The following is a 16,144-nucleotide window of genomic DNA, read 5'->3' on the forward strand; positions in this document are numbered from 1 at the left end:
GCCTCGCGTAGCGCCGCCTCCTTCGCGCGCGTCCGGGTCGTCGCGATCGGAATGGCGCCGACGCTGTTGGCGATCTGGATCGCGGCCAAGCCGACGCTGCTCGAAGCCGCCGTGATGATCACCGCATCACCGCGCTTGAGTTGGGCAATCTCGATCAGTGCGCCATAGGCGGTCAGATACTGCATCCAGATCGCCGCCCCCTTCACCGCGCCGACGCCCGCCGGCCGCTTCAGAACCCCCGTGGCCGGCACGATCGCCTGCTCGGCATAGACGCCAAACTTGTTCATGGAAAAAGCCGGAATCACGCTGACCGCTTCGCCAACCTCGAAGCCGTGAACGCCGCTGCCCAGCGCCTCGACGATGCCGGAAGCTTCGTAGCCGAGCCGGGCCGGCAGATGCGTCGGCTCCAGGTACACACCCGAGCGGAACATGGCTTCCGCGCGATTCAGGCCGATCGCCTCGACGCGGATGCGCAGCTCGCCGGAGCCCGGAGCGCCAACTTCGAGCTCTTCGATCTGCAAGACTTCGGGGCCGCCGATCTGATGAAAACGGACAACACGGGTCATTTTGGGTCTCCTTCTATTGAGGGATGGGAGCAGCGAGCCAGCCCTTGGCTGGCGCAGGTTAGCCGCCCCGCGCGTTACAACGTCGCTTCGGTCTGTGTGTCCGGTGCGTGGCTACTTCACGGACATGCAAATGCTATTCGCCATATATAGATTTGTAAATATGTAATTTTAATAATTTTATGCCCGTCCCTGCTCCCCCTATCTACGCTGCCTATGAACTCTCCCTGTCGAAAAAAATGCTGCCATCCGCTAAGTGCGCCACGGCGTGGTTCGCTCTTCGCCGGTCATCTGGGTCGCCTATGTAATCATGCCGTTATTTGCGCTCGCCAATGCCGGCGTAAGCCTTGATGGCGTCAATCTGGCCAATGAAGGCTCTTTGACGGTCATGCTCGGTGTGTCGTTGGCACTGCTCCTGGGCGCAAGAGCGCCAGCTATTCAGCCCAGCAGGTTTGCCTCACTCGGACGGCCGGGTACCTGGCAAACCTTCGGCTACTTTCATGCACGAAGGCAAACGCATGACAAACACCCACACTGACCACCACAGCCCGTGGTCTGTCTTTCTCATCTTTCTGCGCCTTGGACTGAGCTCCTTCGGCGGCCCCATCGTGCACTTAGGCTATTTCCGTGACGAGTTCGTCACACGACGGCGCTGGTTGTCCGAACGCAGTTATGCAGACTTGTTGGCACTGTGCCAATTCCTGCCAGGGCCTGCAAGCAGTCAGATCTGGATGTTATCGATCGGTGCCAAAACCATGTACTGGCCGGATCTCGGGTGAGACGTCACTACCTGTATCATGATTACGCCGAAGAAAAGAAGCGCGCTTGGAACCTGCTGGGTGATCGACCCAGTGCAGTTTTGTCCTCCACTTACGATCATCAACCGACCGAATCAATGATGTCTTTTCCAGCGTACGCCGCCACTGGATCACTACCACTTTCATAAGCCGGCATCATTAGTGCTGAGTTCTCATAGATTCGTAGATTACGTCCATGCAGCGACCCAGCACTTCATTAAACAACCAGCGAAAGAGATCGCTGTCGCGAAAACGGCCGTGTGGATTTTTAAAACGTCGAATGATTGGGTATTTCATCTTCAAGGCTCAACCGGCAGAACCAGCGATACGCCATATTCAATGGGCCTTCGCACAATCGCGGCTCTGAGCGAATGCCGTAGCAATAGCCCACGTCCAGCATGCAGATCATCAGTTCAAGATCAATCGACGGACAGACGGCCTATCTAGCTATAGAAATCCGCGAGAAGCGGACATCTAGCGTGAAATCCACGACTGCCATTCTTGGGTCGTGTTTCCCCCGGAACTCGTACCAGAGCCAGTCAAAACTTTGTGGGATAACACATCCAGACAGTGCTCACAGTTTCCTTGGGTGTCCCAGGATCGCGCGTGGATATCGACTGTACTGACCGTGCTAACAAGCAAGGTCAAGCTCCTGCAAAACCTTCCCCCCACTAAGTAGTGGGGTGCAGCCGCGAGGGGGGGGGGCTGAGCAGAAGACCCACAGTGACCGCGCACGGGTCCTGGGGTTAAGCCTGATGTTGGCACGCAGGGCTGGGGCGAACGCAACGCTATAGGAGCTTCCAGGTATAACTGAGGACGACGCGATACTCGTCAATATCAGTTCTGTAATTAGACCGCGCTACCGCGTCGCGAAGCCTGATGCCGAATCCCTTGACAGGCCCGCTCTGGAAAACATAAGACATATCGATATCGCGTTCGCTGTCTTTACCTTCATAGCCGCGCCCTGTCTCAACGTTGTTCCCCACGACGTATCTAGTCGAAAACAGCAGGCCCGGTACCCCCACCGCCGCAAAGTCATAGTCGTAACGCACCTGATAAGACACCTCGTCTTGTGATGAAAAGTCATAAGTGGGCAGTTCATTGGCCAAGGGCGCAATATTGGCGAACACCCGGGGGAACGCGGTGTCACCGTACATTCTTTGGTACCCTACGGTCACAGCATGCCCGGACCTTGCCACCCCGAGTGTGCCATACAGAGCGCGGTTATCGACCTTCCCGATTAGGTGATCACCATCTTCAACAGCATCATACTGTGCCAACGTACCGCTTAGTGACCAACGCCCCACTAACTGCTTATGCTTAATGCCAACATAACTCTGCCGGTAAATGTCCTCCAGTTGGGCGTACCAACCACTGACGGTGGTACGTGACTCATTAAAACTATAGTCACCCCCCATATAATTAAAGGCATCACTGGGCGACGCGCGTTGCGGGATATAGCCCAACATGGCGATCAATTTTTCGTCCCCGGCTTCATTTCGAAGGCTAGTCGATTTGATACGCCCGCCTTGAAGGGTCAGTCCAGCAAGTTCGCTACTGGAAAAGGAGACACCCTGATAGGATGGTGGAAGCAACCGAATGTCGCTGAAGGGCAACACGGGAATGTCGGGTTGAAGTTCACCCAGTCTCAGCTCGGTTTTAGAAAACCTGGCTTTTAAGGTTGGCCCCAAACGACTGTAATCGTCGGCAGGGGCCCCGCTATCCTTGATAGACAGCAAGCCCGTCCCTACCCGCCCACGGCCACTATCGAGTTTGAGACCCAAGGTGGCAACAGCATCGATACCAAACCCAACAGTACCTGGGGTATAACCGGATTTGAAATTAAGAATGAAGCCTTGAGCCCACTCTTCAGCCTTGGGTTTCTCGGTCCCACGAATATCTAAGTAGTTGCGTTGAAAGTAGTAATTTCTGGCTTGCAGTGTAGCGGTTGAATCTTTAAAAAAATCCGAATCCTCAGCCCATGCCAAGCCCGGCGCACAAAAATACAGTAACGCCGGCCACACGAGTGGCGCGCAATTTTTGTTGTTCACGATTTCACCCTTTTTATTTTTATAGAATGATCATTGCGTGCAGCTGAAAGCGACGATCAACCCGGCAACTGAGCACCGTTGAATAATTGATCGTCACTGGATTTCTAAATTACCGCGTCATACAACCAAGAGAGACCGGCATACGCCTGTTCAGGAGTACGGGTGCCGAGCATGTTGTTACGTAGTTCGGCCGCAACTCCCTCGGCGTGGTAGAACTCACCATGAACACGTGCCATGACCTGACAACGGCCCGTGCGAAGGTATCGGCGAGCCTGATAGGCTTTAAAAGCCGACTCAAAATCACCCTGACACTTTTCGATCTCCTGTGCGAGTACGACGCCATCCTCCATCGCCATACACGCCCCTTGTGCAAGGTATTGCAACATGGGATGCGCTGCATCGCCCAGAAGTGTGGTACGTCCCTGACTCCAGTTTTTCACGGGTTCACGATCGCACAATACCCACATCCGCCAGCTTTCAATTTTGGACAGGAGCGTTTGTACGGTGTCACACGTGCCGGCAAACCGACGGCGTAATTCTTCAGGGTCGCCCTCGGTGTTCCAACCCTCTACATAGCGGTCGCTGTGGAAGACTGCCACCAGGTTGAATAGTTTTCCACCTCGAAGCGGGTACTGGACCAGGTGGGACTTTGGCCCCCCCCAAAGAATCATCGAGTTGCGTCGAAACTCAAGCGGCACGTCCTCAATGGGCAACACCGCCCGGTACGCAATGTGCCCGGAGACCACAGGCGCACCGTCACCGACAATTTTCTCTCTGACTTTCGACCACAATCCATCTGCGCCAATCAGTGCGCAACCCCGAATGGTTTCACCTTGGTCAGTGGTCACGCATACGGACAGGCCATCATCTTCGTAGCCCACCACTTTTGTGGCGATCCTGAATTCGACATCAGCGGACTCGCGACACGCGGCCAGAAGAACCGAATGCAGGTCCGCACGATGCACCAAGGCGTAGGGATACTTGAAACGTTCCCGAAACGCTGCGCCTGTCGGGATGGTGGTAACCATCTCAGCGCTGACACTGTCCATGAAGATCAAATCATCGGGTAACACGGTCAGTTCGCGTACTTGATCAGCAACGCCGAGCGTCTCCAACACGCGAAAACCGTTAGGGCCCACCTGGATCCCCGCACCGACTTCGCGAAACTCTTCGGCCTGTTCGATCAAGAGCGTTTTGAAGCCCTTATGTGAGAGTGCCAGCGCTGCTGCCAGACCACCAATGCCCCCCCCAATGATTACAATTGGATCTTGTAGGCTCATGACGACACGACCTCGACAACAATTTCACCAATCCCTTCAATTCGTGCTTTGATCTGATCACCGTGAACAATGGGACCCACACCTTCGGGCGTTCCGGTGTACAACAAATCACCCGGCTCAAGTGTGTAATAGGTCGAGGCGAATTCGATCAGCTCTGCCACGTTCATGATCAAATCCCGAGTATTGGCGTGCTGGCGTTTCTCACCATTAACCTCCAGCAGCAACTCCAAGCCCTGTGGGTCGCTGAGCTCATCAGCCGTGACAAGCCATGGCCCCAACACCGAGTAAGTGTCCAACGATTTGCGCAAGCTTCGCTCTTCAGGCCCGCGGATCGTGATGTCCAGGCCAATGCTGTATCCGGCAACATAGGCCAGTGCGTCTTTCGCCTTCACATCCTTGGCACGCTTGCCAATAACAGCGACTAGCTCGATTTCGTGATCGGTACGGCGCTCTGGAAGATTAATCACAATCGGTTTACTGACACCGATCAGCGAGCTGGTAGCTTTCAGGAAGAGGCCCGTCTCCTGGATTTTTCGGACATTGGCACGTGTAAACGTCTCCGTGTCTGCGATGGCTTCATCAAGGTGAGCTTGATAGTTGACAGGCGCAGCCACAATTTTGCCTGGGTTACCGACGGGGCTAAGCAGCTCGACATCGCTTAACTTGAAGACCGCTGCGCTTCCCTTGGCAAGCGAGATTTCGGGGCGTAGCTCGGCCAGGTTAGCGATCAGCAGGTCATGGCGCGGAAACGGATAACGGGCAGGTGACAAAATACGCAGTGCTTGGGAAACGTCATAGACAATGTCGCCCTCAATCAGGCCCAAACGGTTATCGTTAAACAGACAAATTTTCATGGTTTTTCTCCTGGTGTAGTAGTTGCGCTCGGATTGATTTCGCTGCGCCAAAAACCGAGGTGTTCTTGCAACGGTCGATCGGAAAAGCTGAACAGTACGCATTGCTCGTCCGCCTCAAAACAACGCCATGCCCAACCCGGAACAACAAATACGTCGTCCTTGCAGGCTGTCCACGTTTGGTCACCGACCTGAACGCGCAGGCTGCCTTCAACCACGCAGCAAACAGCTCCGTCGGTTTCACGAAAGCTCGTGCCCTTGAACCCTGCTGGGAACATCTGCATAAAGGCACCCATCGAGCGAATCGGGGACAGCCCATTCGTTGGGTTGGTAAACATCAGTTTGAAACCGTTGCACGCGTCCCACTCATCGACGAGCGACAACTGTTCAAGCGCTGCACGCGTGCGCGAATAGGGGTAGTGAAAAAGTGGGCTGACGGGGCCGCCGTGGGTGTCGCCTACAGGTCTCAGGCCAGCGGCGAATCGCGCATTGGAGTCGCCTGTCGGGCGTGTCAGGGCCTGACGTAGATTCGGGTCATCAGCAGAGAAACCGGCGTTGAGCATTTGCACAACAGGCACATCCAGGCCGTCCAGCCACATCACAGGTTCCGTGCCCTGCGCACCATGGTCATGAAAAACGTTCGTGGGCGTGATGACAAAGTCACCCGGGTTCATTAGTACCTTTTCGCCATGCACCGTAGTGAACCCACCCTGGCCACTTAAAATCAGTCTTAGCGCAGACGCCGTATGGCGATGACTGGGGGCGACCTCCCCGGGCAGGATCATTTGAATACCCGCATAGAGGGATGACGTTATCTGCGACTTGCCCCGAAACTTAGGGTTTTCTAGGACAAGCACACGGCGCTCCGCATCTTCGGCGGAGATGACCTCACAGGCCATTTTCATATTTTGGCGAATGGTTTCGGCGCGCCAGATTACGGGGTCCGCCGTCTGCTTGGGCTCGCGCGGGGTAAGCCCGCGCAATACCTCCCAGAGGGGCGTCATGTTGTCATGGGCAATGTGATCTCTAAAGGCATTGTTACTCACAAATATCTCCTTACCTATCTATCGAACTTCGTTCAGCCGTGCATCGCTACGGTCTTGGTTTGCGGTCCGTGCGATGTGGCGACGGACGAGGGTCAGCGCGACAAAAAGAATCAACATCATGGCTGCTATAAAACCGAAGAACCGAGTGCCTGTGCTGGCAAGAATCCAGGGGCCGATGAAAGCGCTCAGCACCGCGCCCAGCCGTCCGAAAGCTGCGGGCAAACCGACGCCACTTGCACGCATTGAGGTAGGGAATATCTGCGCCGCCAGCACGAATAGGATTGCTTGTGTGCCCGGTACGCAGAGGCCGAGCAGCAGCAGGCTAACGGTGATGATAGGGAGCGAATTCGCAGCAGGTTGCAACGGCGTTACCATCAGCGCAGCGCAGCAGGCCAACGCCCCCGCCGCCATGCAGAGCATGGTTTTGCGCGAACCGAAGCGACTGAACAGCCAGCCGCCGCCCACCCCTCCAATCAGGCCACCGAGGCTGAACAACGCCATACTTGCGCTGGACATACTGACGCTGTAACCGGCCTCGACGAACAGGGAGGGGGACCAGGTAAACATGAGGTAGCTAGACAGAATCACGGTAAAGAAAGCGACCGCCAGAACCCGTGTGTCGCCGGCATATTCGCTGGCCATTAACGTTCGCACCGAAGCCTTCTTGACTGCAGCCGCTTCGCCGCTGTCCTCCAACGTGGTGGTCAATGACACCGCATGCCCCAGGTGGCGAATGATGTTCAGGCACGCTGCCGGCTTGATGCCGCGCGCCACCAGAAATCTCAGCGACTCTGGGACGCCAATGATCAGCGTCAGCGCGACGATCAACGGCGCACACCCCGCAATCACGAAAAAACTGCGCCAGCCAAGGGCAGGAAGAATTTGCGCCCCTAACAGGCCAACGACAATACCGCCAAAAGGCAACGCGCTCATCCCGATGGCGAGGGCAAGGCTGCGCCGGCGCAAAGGTGTGTACTCAGCCAGCATTGCCGTGACGTTAGGCATGGCTGCTCCCATGCCCAACGATGCAATCACTCGGCAGACGCCCAGAAAGACGATGTCATCGGCGAGCGCGCCCAATAACGTCATCAGGCCAAACGTTACGCTGGACGCGATGAGGGTCCATTTTCTGCCGATGCGGTCGCCCAACAGGCCCCCGAGGGCCGTCCCCAGTGCCATGGCCACGAAACTGAATCCAAGCACCGGTGCAAAGGCTGCGCGGCTGATACCCCATTCGGCTGAAATGGAGGACAGCGACAGGCTAAGCACCTGCGCGTCCACGCCATCGAACACCATGACGAGGGCGACCAAGAAGAGAATTCGCTTTTGATAGGACGTCCACTCTCCGTGATCGAGAATAGGGGCGATGTCGAGGACGGGGGACGATGGCTGCGCTAGCTGGCTCATGATGGAACCCTCACACCTTAAGGTGTTTTGTATTATTTGTTGTAATACGATAATTATGTTTTTTCCAAAAAGTGTCAACGCTTTTATCTTATGGCGCTATTTTTGTTTTTACTCACCTCGTGGTCGAGCTTGGCGGTAACATGCGGGCTCCGTCAAGCACACCTTTCTAAGGGGGCAGGGTTGATAAAGCAGCAGGTAACCGGCGCGTCAGCCATGCAAGTCTCAGGCGCAGAAGATCCCAAAGGCAGCTCCCAGGATCGCTTGATGCGCCTGCTCGAATTGTTCAGTGGAGACAGCAAATCTGATTGGTCTGTGGACGAAGCGGCGATCGAGTTAGGACTATCGGCGAGCCATACGTACCGTTACTTTCGAACCCTGTCGGGTGCCGGATACATCAGCGCCTTTACCCCGGGGCGCTACGTGCTGGGCCCAGCAATCATCGCGTTGGATAGAAAAATGCGGTTGGGTGATCCGATGATCCAGGCTGCAAGGTTGGTCATGGGTGACATGCTGAATGCGGCCCCCGCTGACAGCATCGCGATTTTATGCCGGTACTTCCAAGAGCACGTCATGTGCGTGCATGAGGAGTTCACCACCCGTTTCAAGCAAGACATCAGCTATGAGCGCGGCCTCCCAAGGCCCCTTTACCAAGGCGCAGCCTCAAAGGTCATCCTGGCGCACCTGCCATTGCGCCAGGTCAAACCCTACTACGAAGGCGTAACGGGCGAATTCGAGCGCTTTGGCCTTGGGGCCAATTGGGCGCAAGTCAAGCAGACACTGAGATCGCTGAGAAACGAGTCCGTAGTCATCACTTCAGGCGAATTGGGCAATAGCGCTGCGGGTATTTCAGCCGCCGTTTTTGACGATAAACGGGTGATCGGCAGCATCAGCATCGTGATACCCGTCGTCGATGCCTCCCCGGAAGTCAGAACACTGCTCGCGCCTATTGTTGCGAAGGCCGGGGCCGAGATGACGCAGAAAATGACGGTGTTGGCGTCTTCTGGATCATGAAATACACAACGCCGTCAGCTCTCTGGAAACAGCCAAGGCTCGGTGGCGCGTCGCTTGCTTTCGTATAAGCGCACGTCGTCGGCTTGAGCGAGCGTCAGGCTGATTTCATCGAGCCCCAACATCACGCATTTTTTGCGGAATGCATCGATCTCGAAACGGTAGATCACGCCCTCAGGCTGGGAAACGGTTTGGTCCGCTAGATTGATCTCAAGTTGCAACGCAGCATCACGGGCCGCGAGTGAGAACAGGTGATCCATTTCATCCTTGGTCAACACGATGGGCAGCACGCCGTTCTTAAGGCAGTTGCCATAAAAAATATCTGCGAAACTGGTGCTGAGCAGCGCTTTGAACCCGAAATCACGCAAGGCCCACGGCGCGTGCTCGCGGCTCGAACCACAACCGAAATTATCTCGGCACAGCAGGATTTGCGCTGACTTGAACCGGGGCTGGTTGAGCATGAACTGCTCGTTGAGCGGTCGTACCGAGCAGTCGTCCCCAGGTTGGCCTTGGTCTAGATAACGCCAGTTATCGAACAGGTAATCGCCATAGCCATATTTGCTGATCAATTTCATGAATTGCTTCGGCAAAATGGCGTCCGTGTCCACATTGATTCGATCAAGCGGCGCCGCTACTGCACAAAACTGCTTGAATGGTTTCACGGCCTTTCAACTCCTTATCTGGGCAGCGGTTATATCAACGAAATGTCCTGCCAGGGCCGCCGCTGCTGCAGTGACCGGGCTCACGAGGTGAGTTCTGCCACCCTGCCCCTGACGCCCCTCGAAATTGCGATTGGACGTAGATGCACAACGCTCCCCAGGGAGCAGCCGGTCCTCGTTCATTCCCAAGCACATCGAACAACCGGGCTCGCGCCATTCAAACCCAGCGTCGATGAATATCCTGTCCAAGCCCTCGGCTTCAGCCATGGCTTTGACCTGTCCTGATCCCGGCACCACCAATGCTTGTTTGATACGCGTGGATACTTTTTGACCGACTACAACCTGGGCAGCTGCCCGCAGGTCCTCGATGCGTGCATTGGTGCAGGAGCCTATGAAAATCTTGTCGAGTTCGATTGAAACGATGGCTGTGCCCGCTGTAATCCCCATATAGTCGAGCGCGCTGACCAAGGCCTGACGTTTAGCGGGGTCTACTTCGTCCGCGGGGTCGGGCACCTTTTCTAGAACATCGCACACCATTTGCGGAGAAGTTCCCCATGAAACTTGAGGGGCAACTTTTGCTGCATCCAGGTTCACCACCTGTTGGAAAATTGCCCCAGGGTCGCTGTGAAGCGTGCGCCAAAACGTAGCGGCGGCCTCCCAGCCTGCGTCTCGCGGCGCATGAGGTCGGCCGTGCAGGTAGGCCAGTGTGGTCTCGTCTACACCGATCAGCCCGACGCGAGCTCCGGCTTCGATTGCCATATTGCAAAGGGTCATCCGCGCTTCCATGGACATGCTACTGACCGTGCTGCCCGTGAACTCGATTGCATGACCGGTGGCCCCCGCAGTACCGATTTTGCGAATCAAGCTCAGGGCCAAGTCTTTTGCGGTCACGAACGGCTGCAATTCGCCGTCGATCTGAACCTTCATCGCCGCCATGGGTGAAACACGCAGGCACTGGGTGGCGAGAACGTGCTCGATCTCGGAAGTGCCGATGCCAAATGCCAAGGCCGCGAAAGCACCATGGGTACTGGTATGAGAGTCGCCACAGACGATGGTCATTCCCGGAAGACTGGCGCCAGATTCAGGCGCGATGACATGCAAAATGCCCTGCCTTTGATCACCCATTTTAAAGTGGCGCAGGTTCAGGTCATCGCAGTTACGCTCAAGCGTCTGAACCTGAATTTTCGCTACCGGATCCTGAATGCCCAGAGCCAAGTCCCTAGTCGGCACATTGTGGTCCGAGGTGGCGATGATCGTGCCGCTTCGCCAAGGGTTCAGCCCCGCTGCCGATAAACCTTCAAAAGCCTGGGGGCTGGTGACTTCATTGATCAACTGCAGATCGATGTAAAGCATCGCCGAACCGTCCGGGTCATGACGTACGACGTGCGTTTCCCAGAGTTTTTGCAGCAGCGTTTTGGGCACTGGAGGCTCCTCTTGTCAGATCGATCATTACGGACCTGCCTGGCCGGATTGTAGGCAAGCTTGCTCAGACAATATAGAGCGCTTTTATCGTAATGCGCTATTTTTGATTTTTAAAGAGTGGCAAAGTACTATGTGTTGTCCAACTGTACTGTTCAGATTTGTAAAATCTGAACAGCGAAAGCGCCCGCTTAAACGATTCCTGATCTCGGCTTTTGATAGCGATGTCTGATAGGCAGTGCGCTATCCCCCCTCAATACTCATCCGTTCAAGAGCGATCCGCAGTGGGTAAATATGACAACTAAAAGCTTTGACGTGCTGATTGTAGGAAGTGGTGCAGCCGGATGCGTGGTGGCCAGTTATCTGGCCGAGAACAGTCGGGCCAGCATTGCCGTGATCGAAGCCGGCGGCAAGGATTCCGACCCGCTGATCCATATTCCAGCCGGCTTCGGCACCATCCTGGCCAAGGATAAACACGTGTGGACCCATTCCACCGTCGCCCAGCATGGTACTGAGCGACGCTTTCGCTCCGGCAAGGTGTTGGGGGGAGGCACGTCGGTAAATGCCATGGCGTATGTGCGTGGCCAAAAACGCGACTTCGATGCGTGGGACGAAGCCACCGCAGGCGACGGGGACTGGAATCACGCCAGCATGTGGCGTGCCTTCATCGAGCAAGAAAAAAACGACACGTTCCATGATGAACATCATGGCACCCAAGGCAATCTGGCCGTGCAGCTGCCCAAAGGGATCAACGAACTGAACCAGTATTGCCTGAAGGCATTTCAGGAATACGGCCTGCCCTACAATCCGGATTACAACGGCGCCAGCCAGATCGGTGTGTCACCGGTGCAATCGAACATCGAGAACAGTCGCCGTTGCAGTGCCGTAGTCGCGCACCTGCGCCGTCATCTGGAGAGTGGCCGCGTCACCTTGCTGGCGAACACAACGGTCACTCGGGTGCTGATCGATAGCCACCGCGCGGTAGGGGTCGAAATACTCCAGGGCGGGACTACGCAGCAAATCCAGGGCAAGCAGGTCATACTCAGCGCCGGGGCGGTACACAGCCCGAAGATTCTCATGCATTCCGGCATAGGCCCCAAGACCCAGTTGCAGGAATTCGGCATTGAGGTGATGGTCGATTCCCCCGGCGTGGGCGAAAACCTACATGACCACCCTATCGTACCGCTCAGCGCCTATGTGAAAGGGAACTTGGGCTATCAAAGCGTTGCCCAGGGCCTTGGGACGCTGAAGGCAGGGATCCGCTACATCCTGACCAAAGACGGCCCGGCCGCAGGCAGCGGTATCGAGACGGTCAGCTATTGGGATCCCCTGAACTTACAGGGCGACCCTACCGTTCAGTGCTATCACGTACCAATCATTTCCAAAGACGGCTTGAGCCCTACCGGTACGCGCCCCGGCGTGACCTTCGAGTTAGTGGTGCTTCAGCCTAAAAGCCGCGGCTGGGTACGTTTGGCTGACGCTGACCCTACCTCTATGCCGCTGATCAACCCAAATTTCATCGGCCACGAATACGATTTGAAAGTGGCCGTTGAGTCGGTGAAAGCCATGCGCCATGTCCTGACTCAGGAATCGCTAGCGCCGGTGATCGACGAAGAGGTCTCACCGGGTCCCAGCGTGCAATCCGATGAGCAGATTGGCGAATGGGTCAAACGCGTCGCCACCACCATGTGGCACCCGGTCGGCACCTGTCGCATGGGCAAGGACGAAGGTGCCGTCGTTGATGGTCGCCTGCGTGTGAAAGGCGTGGAGCATCTACGTGTCATCGATGCCTCGATCATGCCCAACATTACTAGCGGCAACACCAACGCGCCCACTCAGGCGCTGGCCCTGCACGCTGCCAAAATGCTCTGTGAAGATTACTTTCGCTGATCTGCGTGACGCTCATAAACATCCACTGAATTCGATAAGGTGACAACCCATGAACTATCCAAGCTCCGAGTCCATCGATGCAGTATTCGAGTCGCAGCGTGCCTATTTCGCCTCCCGCCAAACCCACCCCATCGAGTTTCGCAAACACAGCCTGGAGCGCCTGAAACAGGCAGTGCTCAATCACAAAGAGGCGCTGTACGTCGCACTGGACGAAGATTTAGGAAAACCCAAGGCCGATGTGGACCTCGCGGAGATCGGCGCAGTCCTCCACGAAATCGATTTCGCCCTCGCCCACCTTGACGAGTGGGCGACACCAGAAACGGTACCCACCGCAGACCTGATTGCGCCGTCCCAGTGCTATGTCACGCAAGAGCCCTTTGGCGTTACTTACATCATCGGGCCGTTTAACTACCCCGTAAACCTGACGCTGACGCCGCTGATAGGCGCAATCATTGGCGGCAACACTTGCATCCTTAAGCCCTCCGAAACCACCCCCAACACTTCACTGGTCCTCGAGAAAATCATTCAGGAAGCGTTCTCTCCCAACTACATAGCTGTGGTTCAGGGTGGACGCGATGAGAATACTCACCTGCTGAGCTTGCCGTTCGATTTCATCTTTTTCACGGGCAGCCCTAACGTCGGCAAGATAGTGATGCAGGCAGCCGCCGCGCACCTCACACCAGTGATCCTGGAACTAGGCGGCAAGTGCCCTTTGATTGCCCTGGCCGATGCCGATGTCGATCTGGTGGTGTCGCAGCTGATGTTTGGCAAGTTCATCAACAGCGGCCAGACCTGCATCGCACCGGATTACTTGTACGTCCACAGCAGCATCAAGGATGAACTGCTAACTCGCCTGACGCAGCGCATTCAGCAGGACCTGCCCGACATAGGTTCCACGGGAAAAGTCGTCACGAGCCAACAAGTATCGCGTCTTCAAAACTTGTTGAGCAAGAGCGCGGGCAAGGTGCTGGTCGGCGGCGATGCAGACCCAGAACGGCGCGTATTCAGCGCCACCGTGGTCGACCAAGTGCAATGGGACGATGCGCTGATGGCCGAAGAGCTGTTTGGGCCCATTTTGCCGGTGCTGACTTTTGATTCGGTGGATAATGCAGTCGATCTCATCAATCAACATCACTCCAAACCACTGGCCGTGTATGTGTTCACAGGCCACACAGCCAATGCCAACCCCGTCATCGACCACATTCAAGCCGGCGATGCTCAGGTCAACGGCGTGCTGGTGCACGCGTTTTCGCCATACCTGCCGTTCGGTGGGGTGGGCGGTTCAGGGATGGGCGAATATCACGGCCGATACAGCTACCTGGCATTTACCCACAAAAAGTCTGTACGGATAGTTGAGTCTGGCAAGCCGGTATAAATAAAACACCAACTCCGCGAACCTGAGGCAGGTCAACGGCAGGTATTCTTTGCAATCCTGCCTTGATCGCGCGACCACATAAACCGTGACGAGCTCAACATAAACAACTGCATGCACCTCAGTACCAACACTCCATAAGAATTCGTACTCACAACCCGGAGACAGCAATAACACCAAAGGCTAGCATTCTATTAACCCTTAATAAGACACCCCTATTAGCCTTCGGGAGATACATCATGTGGAACAATAGCAGCCCCTTTTTACAAGGTATTCGCCAACCCCTCTCCAACGAAATCATCGCCAATGAACTTCGCATAGAAGGTACTGTGCCGCCTGAACTTGAGGGCGTGCTTTTTCGAACCGGATCCAACCAGCGTTGGGAGCCTGCTCGCCCTGACCGATACCACTGGTTCGACGGAGATGGCATGGTTCATGGGTTTTATATCAGCAACGGCGCTGTCAACTACCGCAATAAATGGGTGCGCACCGAGGGTTTCAAGGAAGAAGAAGCAGCCGGTAGATCGCTCTACAACGGTATTTACGGGTCTTACGAAGTAGCTCAACCACAGCTTGAAAAGGGGCCGGCTGCCGTCAAGCAAGTAGCCAACGTCAATGTCGTGGAAATCGACGGACGCGTATTGGCTCTGCAAGAGGCGGGTAGACACTATTATGAACTTGACCGAAACACCCTGGAAACCATTGGTACCTTTGATTTCCACGGCGCAATTGATGCACTGGTTACCGCGCATATCCATACCGACGCCGCAAAAAATGAACTACTATTGTATACGGTCGAACCCGAAACCCGCCGATTCGTCTGTGCACTGGCTGACAAACAAGGGAACATCCTGAAACAGCACGTCGTTACACTTGACGCCCCCGCCTATATTCACGACTTCATGTTCACTGAAAATCATTTTGTCTTCTTCTTTGGGCCCATCAACTGGCGTCCAGAATCACCCGACCGAGTTCCTGCAGGCAAATCTGCGTGGACGTTTGACCCAAAGCAGAGCAATCGAACCCTGGTGGTCCATCGGCAGACCGGTGCAACTCAATGGTTCACCGATGAAGCTTACCAAACCACACACTTCGTCAACGCCTACGAGGAAGATGGCAAAATAATCGTCGACGGCTGCGTCAGTGACCTCCAGTTTGTCGATGATATAAAAGTCGAGAATTTCTTTCCGTTTCCTTTTCCTGACGCTGGACGCTCGCCGTTCACACCTCCCGCGCTGTACCGCTGGACCCTGGATCTCGATGCCGGTCAGATGACACGAGCACGGGTCGGAAATTTCTCCGTCGAATTTCCTAGGATCAATGAAAAACTCCTGGGTGCAAAACACCAATACGGCTACTTTGCCGGTGTACACCAGCCCAAAAGTGACAGCCACGATTTCAATTGCCTGATAAAGCACGATTTTATTTCAGGCAAAACCGAGTACCAAACACTGGAAGGTGACAGGGACGTGTCCCCTGCCGAGCCGATATTCGTGGCCAAACCCGATGCGGTGAGTGAAGACGATGGTTGGTTGCTGGTCGTCTGGTGGGATCCCCAGACAAACAAAAGCGAACTGGTGATCCACGACGCGAGCGACTTCACGGGCGCACCATTGGCACGGGTAAAGCTGGATCATCATATACCGCTGGGTTTTCATGGGAACTGGATCCCATAACCCACCGGTAGAGGTCTAGCCGAGCGTTCTGGCAACAGCAACGCACAACTGACTGCCCTGCAAATAACGTATCGCTGCAGGGCAGTCTTTGTATGAAGGAACGCCCCTTTCAAGGGGCATTCATG

Annotated in this window: 12 protein-coding genes and 4 pseudogenes; 7 read left to right on the forward strand and 9 right to left on the reverse strand. The window is 55.5% G+C overall.

Annotated features, from left to right (window positions below; all coding sequences use genetic code 11):
- Positions 1-566: alcohol dehydrogenase catalytic domain-containing protein (locus F8N12_RS09630; protein ID WP_150580258.1), on the reverse strand; the 566-nt coding region annotated here is incomplete at its 3' end.
- A 289-nt stretch (positions 567-855) separates the two neighbouring features.
- On the opposite strand from F8N12_RS09630, the pseudogene F8N12_RS27835 reads away from it, so the two are divergent.
- The 3 pseudogenes from F8N12_RS27835 to F8N12_RS27840 all read left to right on the forward strand — a co-directional run.
- Positions 856-984 (forward strand): annotated as a pseudogene (locus tag F8N12_RS27835) (Na+/H+ antiporter NhaA); the annotation flags it as partial.
- Positions 985-1,081: 97 nt separating this feature from the next.
- A pseudogene (locus F8N12_RS09640) lies at positions 1,082-1,297 on the forward strand (chromate transporter); the annotation flags it as partial.
- Positions 1,291-1,509: pseudogene (locus F8N12_RS27840) on the forward strand (site-specific integrase); the annotation flags it as partial. The pseudogenes F8N12_RS09640 and F8N12_RS27840, both read left to right, overlap by 7 nt.
- Before the next feature lie 46 nt (positions 1,510-1,555).
- Here the strand turns inward: F8N12_RS27840 and F8N12_RS09650 are convergent.
- The 6 genes and pseudogenes from F8N12_RS09650 to F8N12_RS09675 all read right to left on the reverse strand — a co-directional run.
- Positions 1,556-1,790 (reverse strand): annotated as a pseudogene (locus F8N12_RS09650) (transposase); the annotation flags it as partial.
- 358 nt (positions 1,791-2,148) lie between these two features.
- Positions 2,149-3,411, reverse strand: coding sequence for an OprD family porin (locus F8N12_RS09655; protein ID WP_077748054.1), 1,263 nt, complete (start codon positions 3,409-3,411; stop codon positions 2,149-2,151).
- A gap of 104 nt (positions 3,412-3,515) precedes the next feature.
- Positions 3,516-4,691, reverse strand: a complete 1,176-nt coding sequence (locus tag F8N12_RS09660) for a 3-hydroxybenzoate 6-monooxygenase (RefSeq protein ID WP_077748053.1) — start codon at positions 4,689-4,691, stop codon at positions 3,516-3,518.
- A complete protein-coding gene (locus F8N12_RS09665) occupies positions 4,688-5,545 on the reverse strand; it encodes a fumarylacetoacetate hydrolase family protein (RefSeq protein ID WP_020300858.1) in 858 nt (285 codons plus the stop codon). Before F8N12_RS09665 ends, F8N12_RS09660 begins: the two co-directional genes overlap by 4 nt.
- Positions 5,542-6,588 (reverse strand): cupin domain-containing protein, encoded by a 1,047-nt coding sequence (locus tag F8N12_RS09670; RefSeq protein ID WP_020300859.1) that lies wholly within the window; start codon positions 6,586-6,588, stop codon positions 5,542-5,544. Before F8N12_RS09670 ends, F8N12_RS09665 begins: the two co-directional genes overlap by 4 nt.
- Positions 6,589-6,606: 18 nt before the next feature.
- Positions 6,607-8,073 carry an MFS transporter gene (locus tag F8N12_RS09675; protein WP_057445146.1) on the reverse strand — a complete coding sequence of 489 codons (1,467 nt, stop codon included), beginning with the start codon at positions 8,071-8,073 and terminating at the stop codon, positions 6,607-6,609.
- Positions 8,074-8,259: 186 nt separating this feature from the next.
- Here F8N12_RS09675 and F8N12_RS09680 point away from each other — a divergent pair, with 186 nt between their 5' ends.
- On the forward strand, positions 8,260-9,006 hold the full coding sequence (locus F8N12_RS09680) for an IclR family transcriptional regulator (protein ID WP_032904489.1): 747 nt from the start codon (positions 8,260-8,262) through the stop codon (positions 9,004-9,006).
- Between the two features lie 14 nt (positions 9,007-9,020).
- Here F8N12_RS09680 and leuD read toward each other — a convergent pair whose 3' ends face one another.
- Together leuD and leuC are read right to left on the reverse strand one after the other, a co-directional pair.
- The gene (gene leuD / locus F8N12_RS09685) at positions 9,021-9,665 is read right to left on the reverse strand and encodes a 3-isopropylmalate dehydratase small subunit (protein ID WP_020300862.1); all 645 of its coding nucleotides are present in this window, start codon (positions 9,663-9,665) and stop codon (positions 9,021-9,023) included.
- Positions 9,666-9,671: 6 nt separating this feature from the next.
- Positions 9,672-11,084 carry a 3-isopropylmalate dehydratase large subunit gene (leuC, locus tag F8N12_RS09690; RefSeq protein WP_020300863.1) on the reverse strand — a complete coding sequence of 471 codons (1,413 nt, stop codon included), beginning with the start codon at positions 11,082-11,084 and terminating at the stop codon, positions 9,672-9,674.
- Between the two features lie 291 nt (positions 11,085-11,375).
- Here leuC and F8N12_RS09695 point away from each other — a divergent pair, with 291 nt between their 5' ends.
- From F8N12_RS09695 to F8N12_RS09705, 3 genes are all read left to right on the forward strand, one after another.
- Positions 11,376-12,971 (forward strand): GMC family oxidoreductase, encoded by a 1,596-nt coding sequence (locus F8N12_RS09695; protein ID WP_032904492.1) that lies wholly within the window; start codon positions 11,376-11,378, stop codon positions 12,969-12,971.
- 49 nt (positions 12,972-13,020) lie between these two features.
- Positions 13,021-14,346: an NAD(P)-dependent benzaldehyde dehydrogenase MdlD gene (gene mdlD, locus F8N12_RS09700; protein WP_020300865.1), complete on the forward strand. Its 1,326-nt coding sequence runs from the start codon at positions 13,021-13,023 to the stop codon at positions 14,344-14,346.
- Between the two features lie 236 nt (positions 14,347-14,582).
- Positions 14,583-16,019, forward strand: coding sequence for a carotenoid oxygenase family protein (locus tag F8N12_RS09705; protein WP_106118106.1), 1,437 nt, complete (start codon positions 14,583-14,585; stop codon positions 16,017-16,019).
- Positions 16,020-16,144: the final 125 nt, after the last annotated feature.

Origin of the sequence: Pseudomonas fluorescens, assembly GCF_902497625.1 — a bacterium.
Classification (GTDB): Bacteria; Pseudomonadota; Gammaproteobacteria; order Pseudomonadales; family Pseudomonadaceae; genus Aquipseudomonas; species Aquipseudomonas fluorescens_BQ.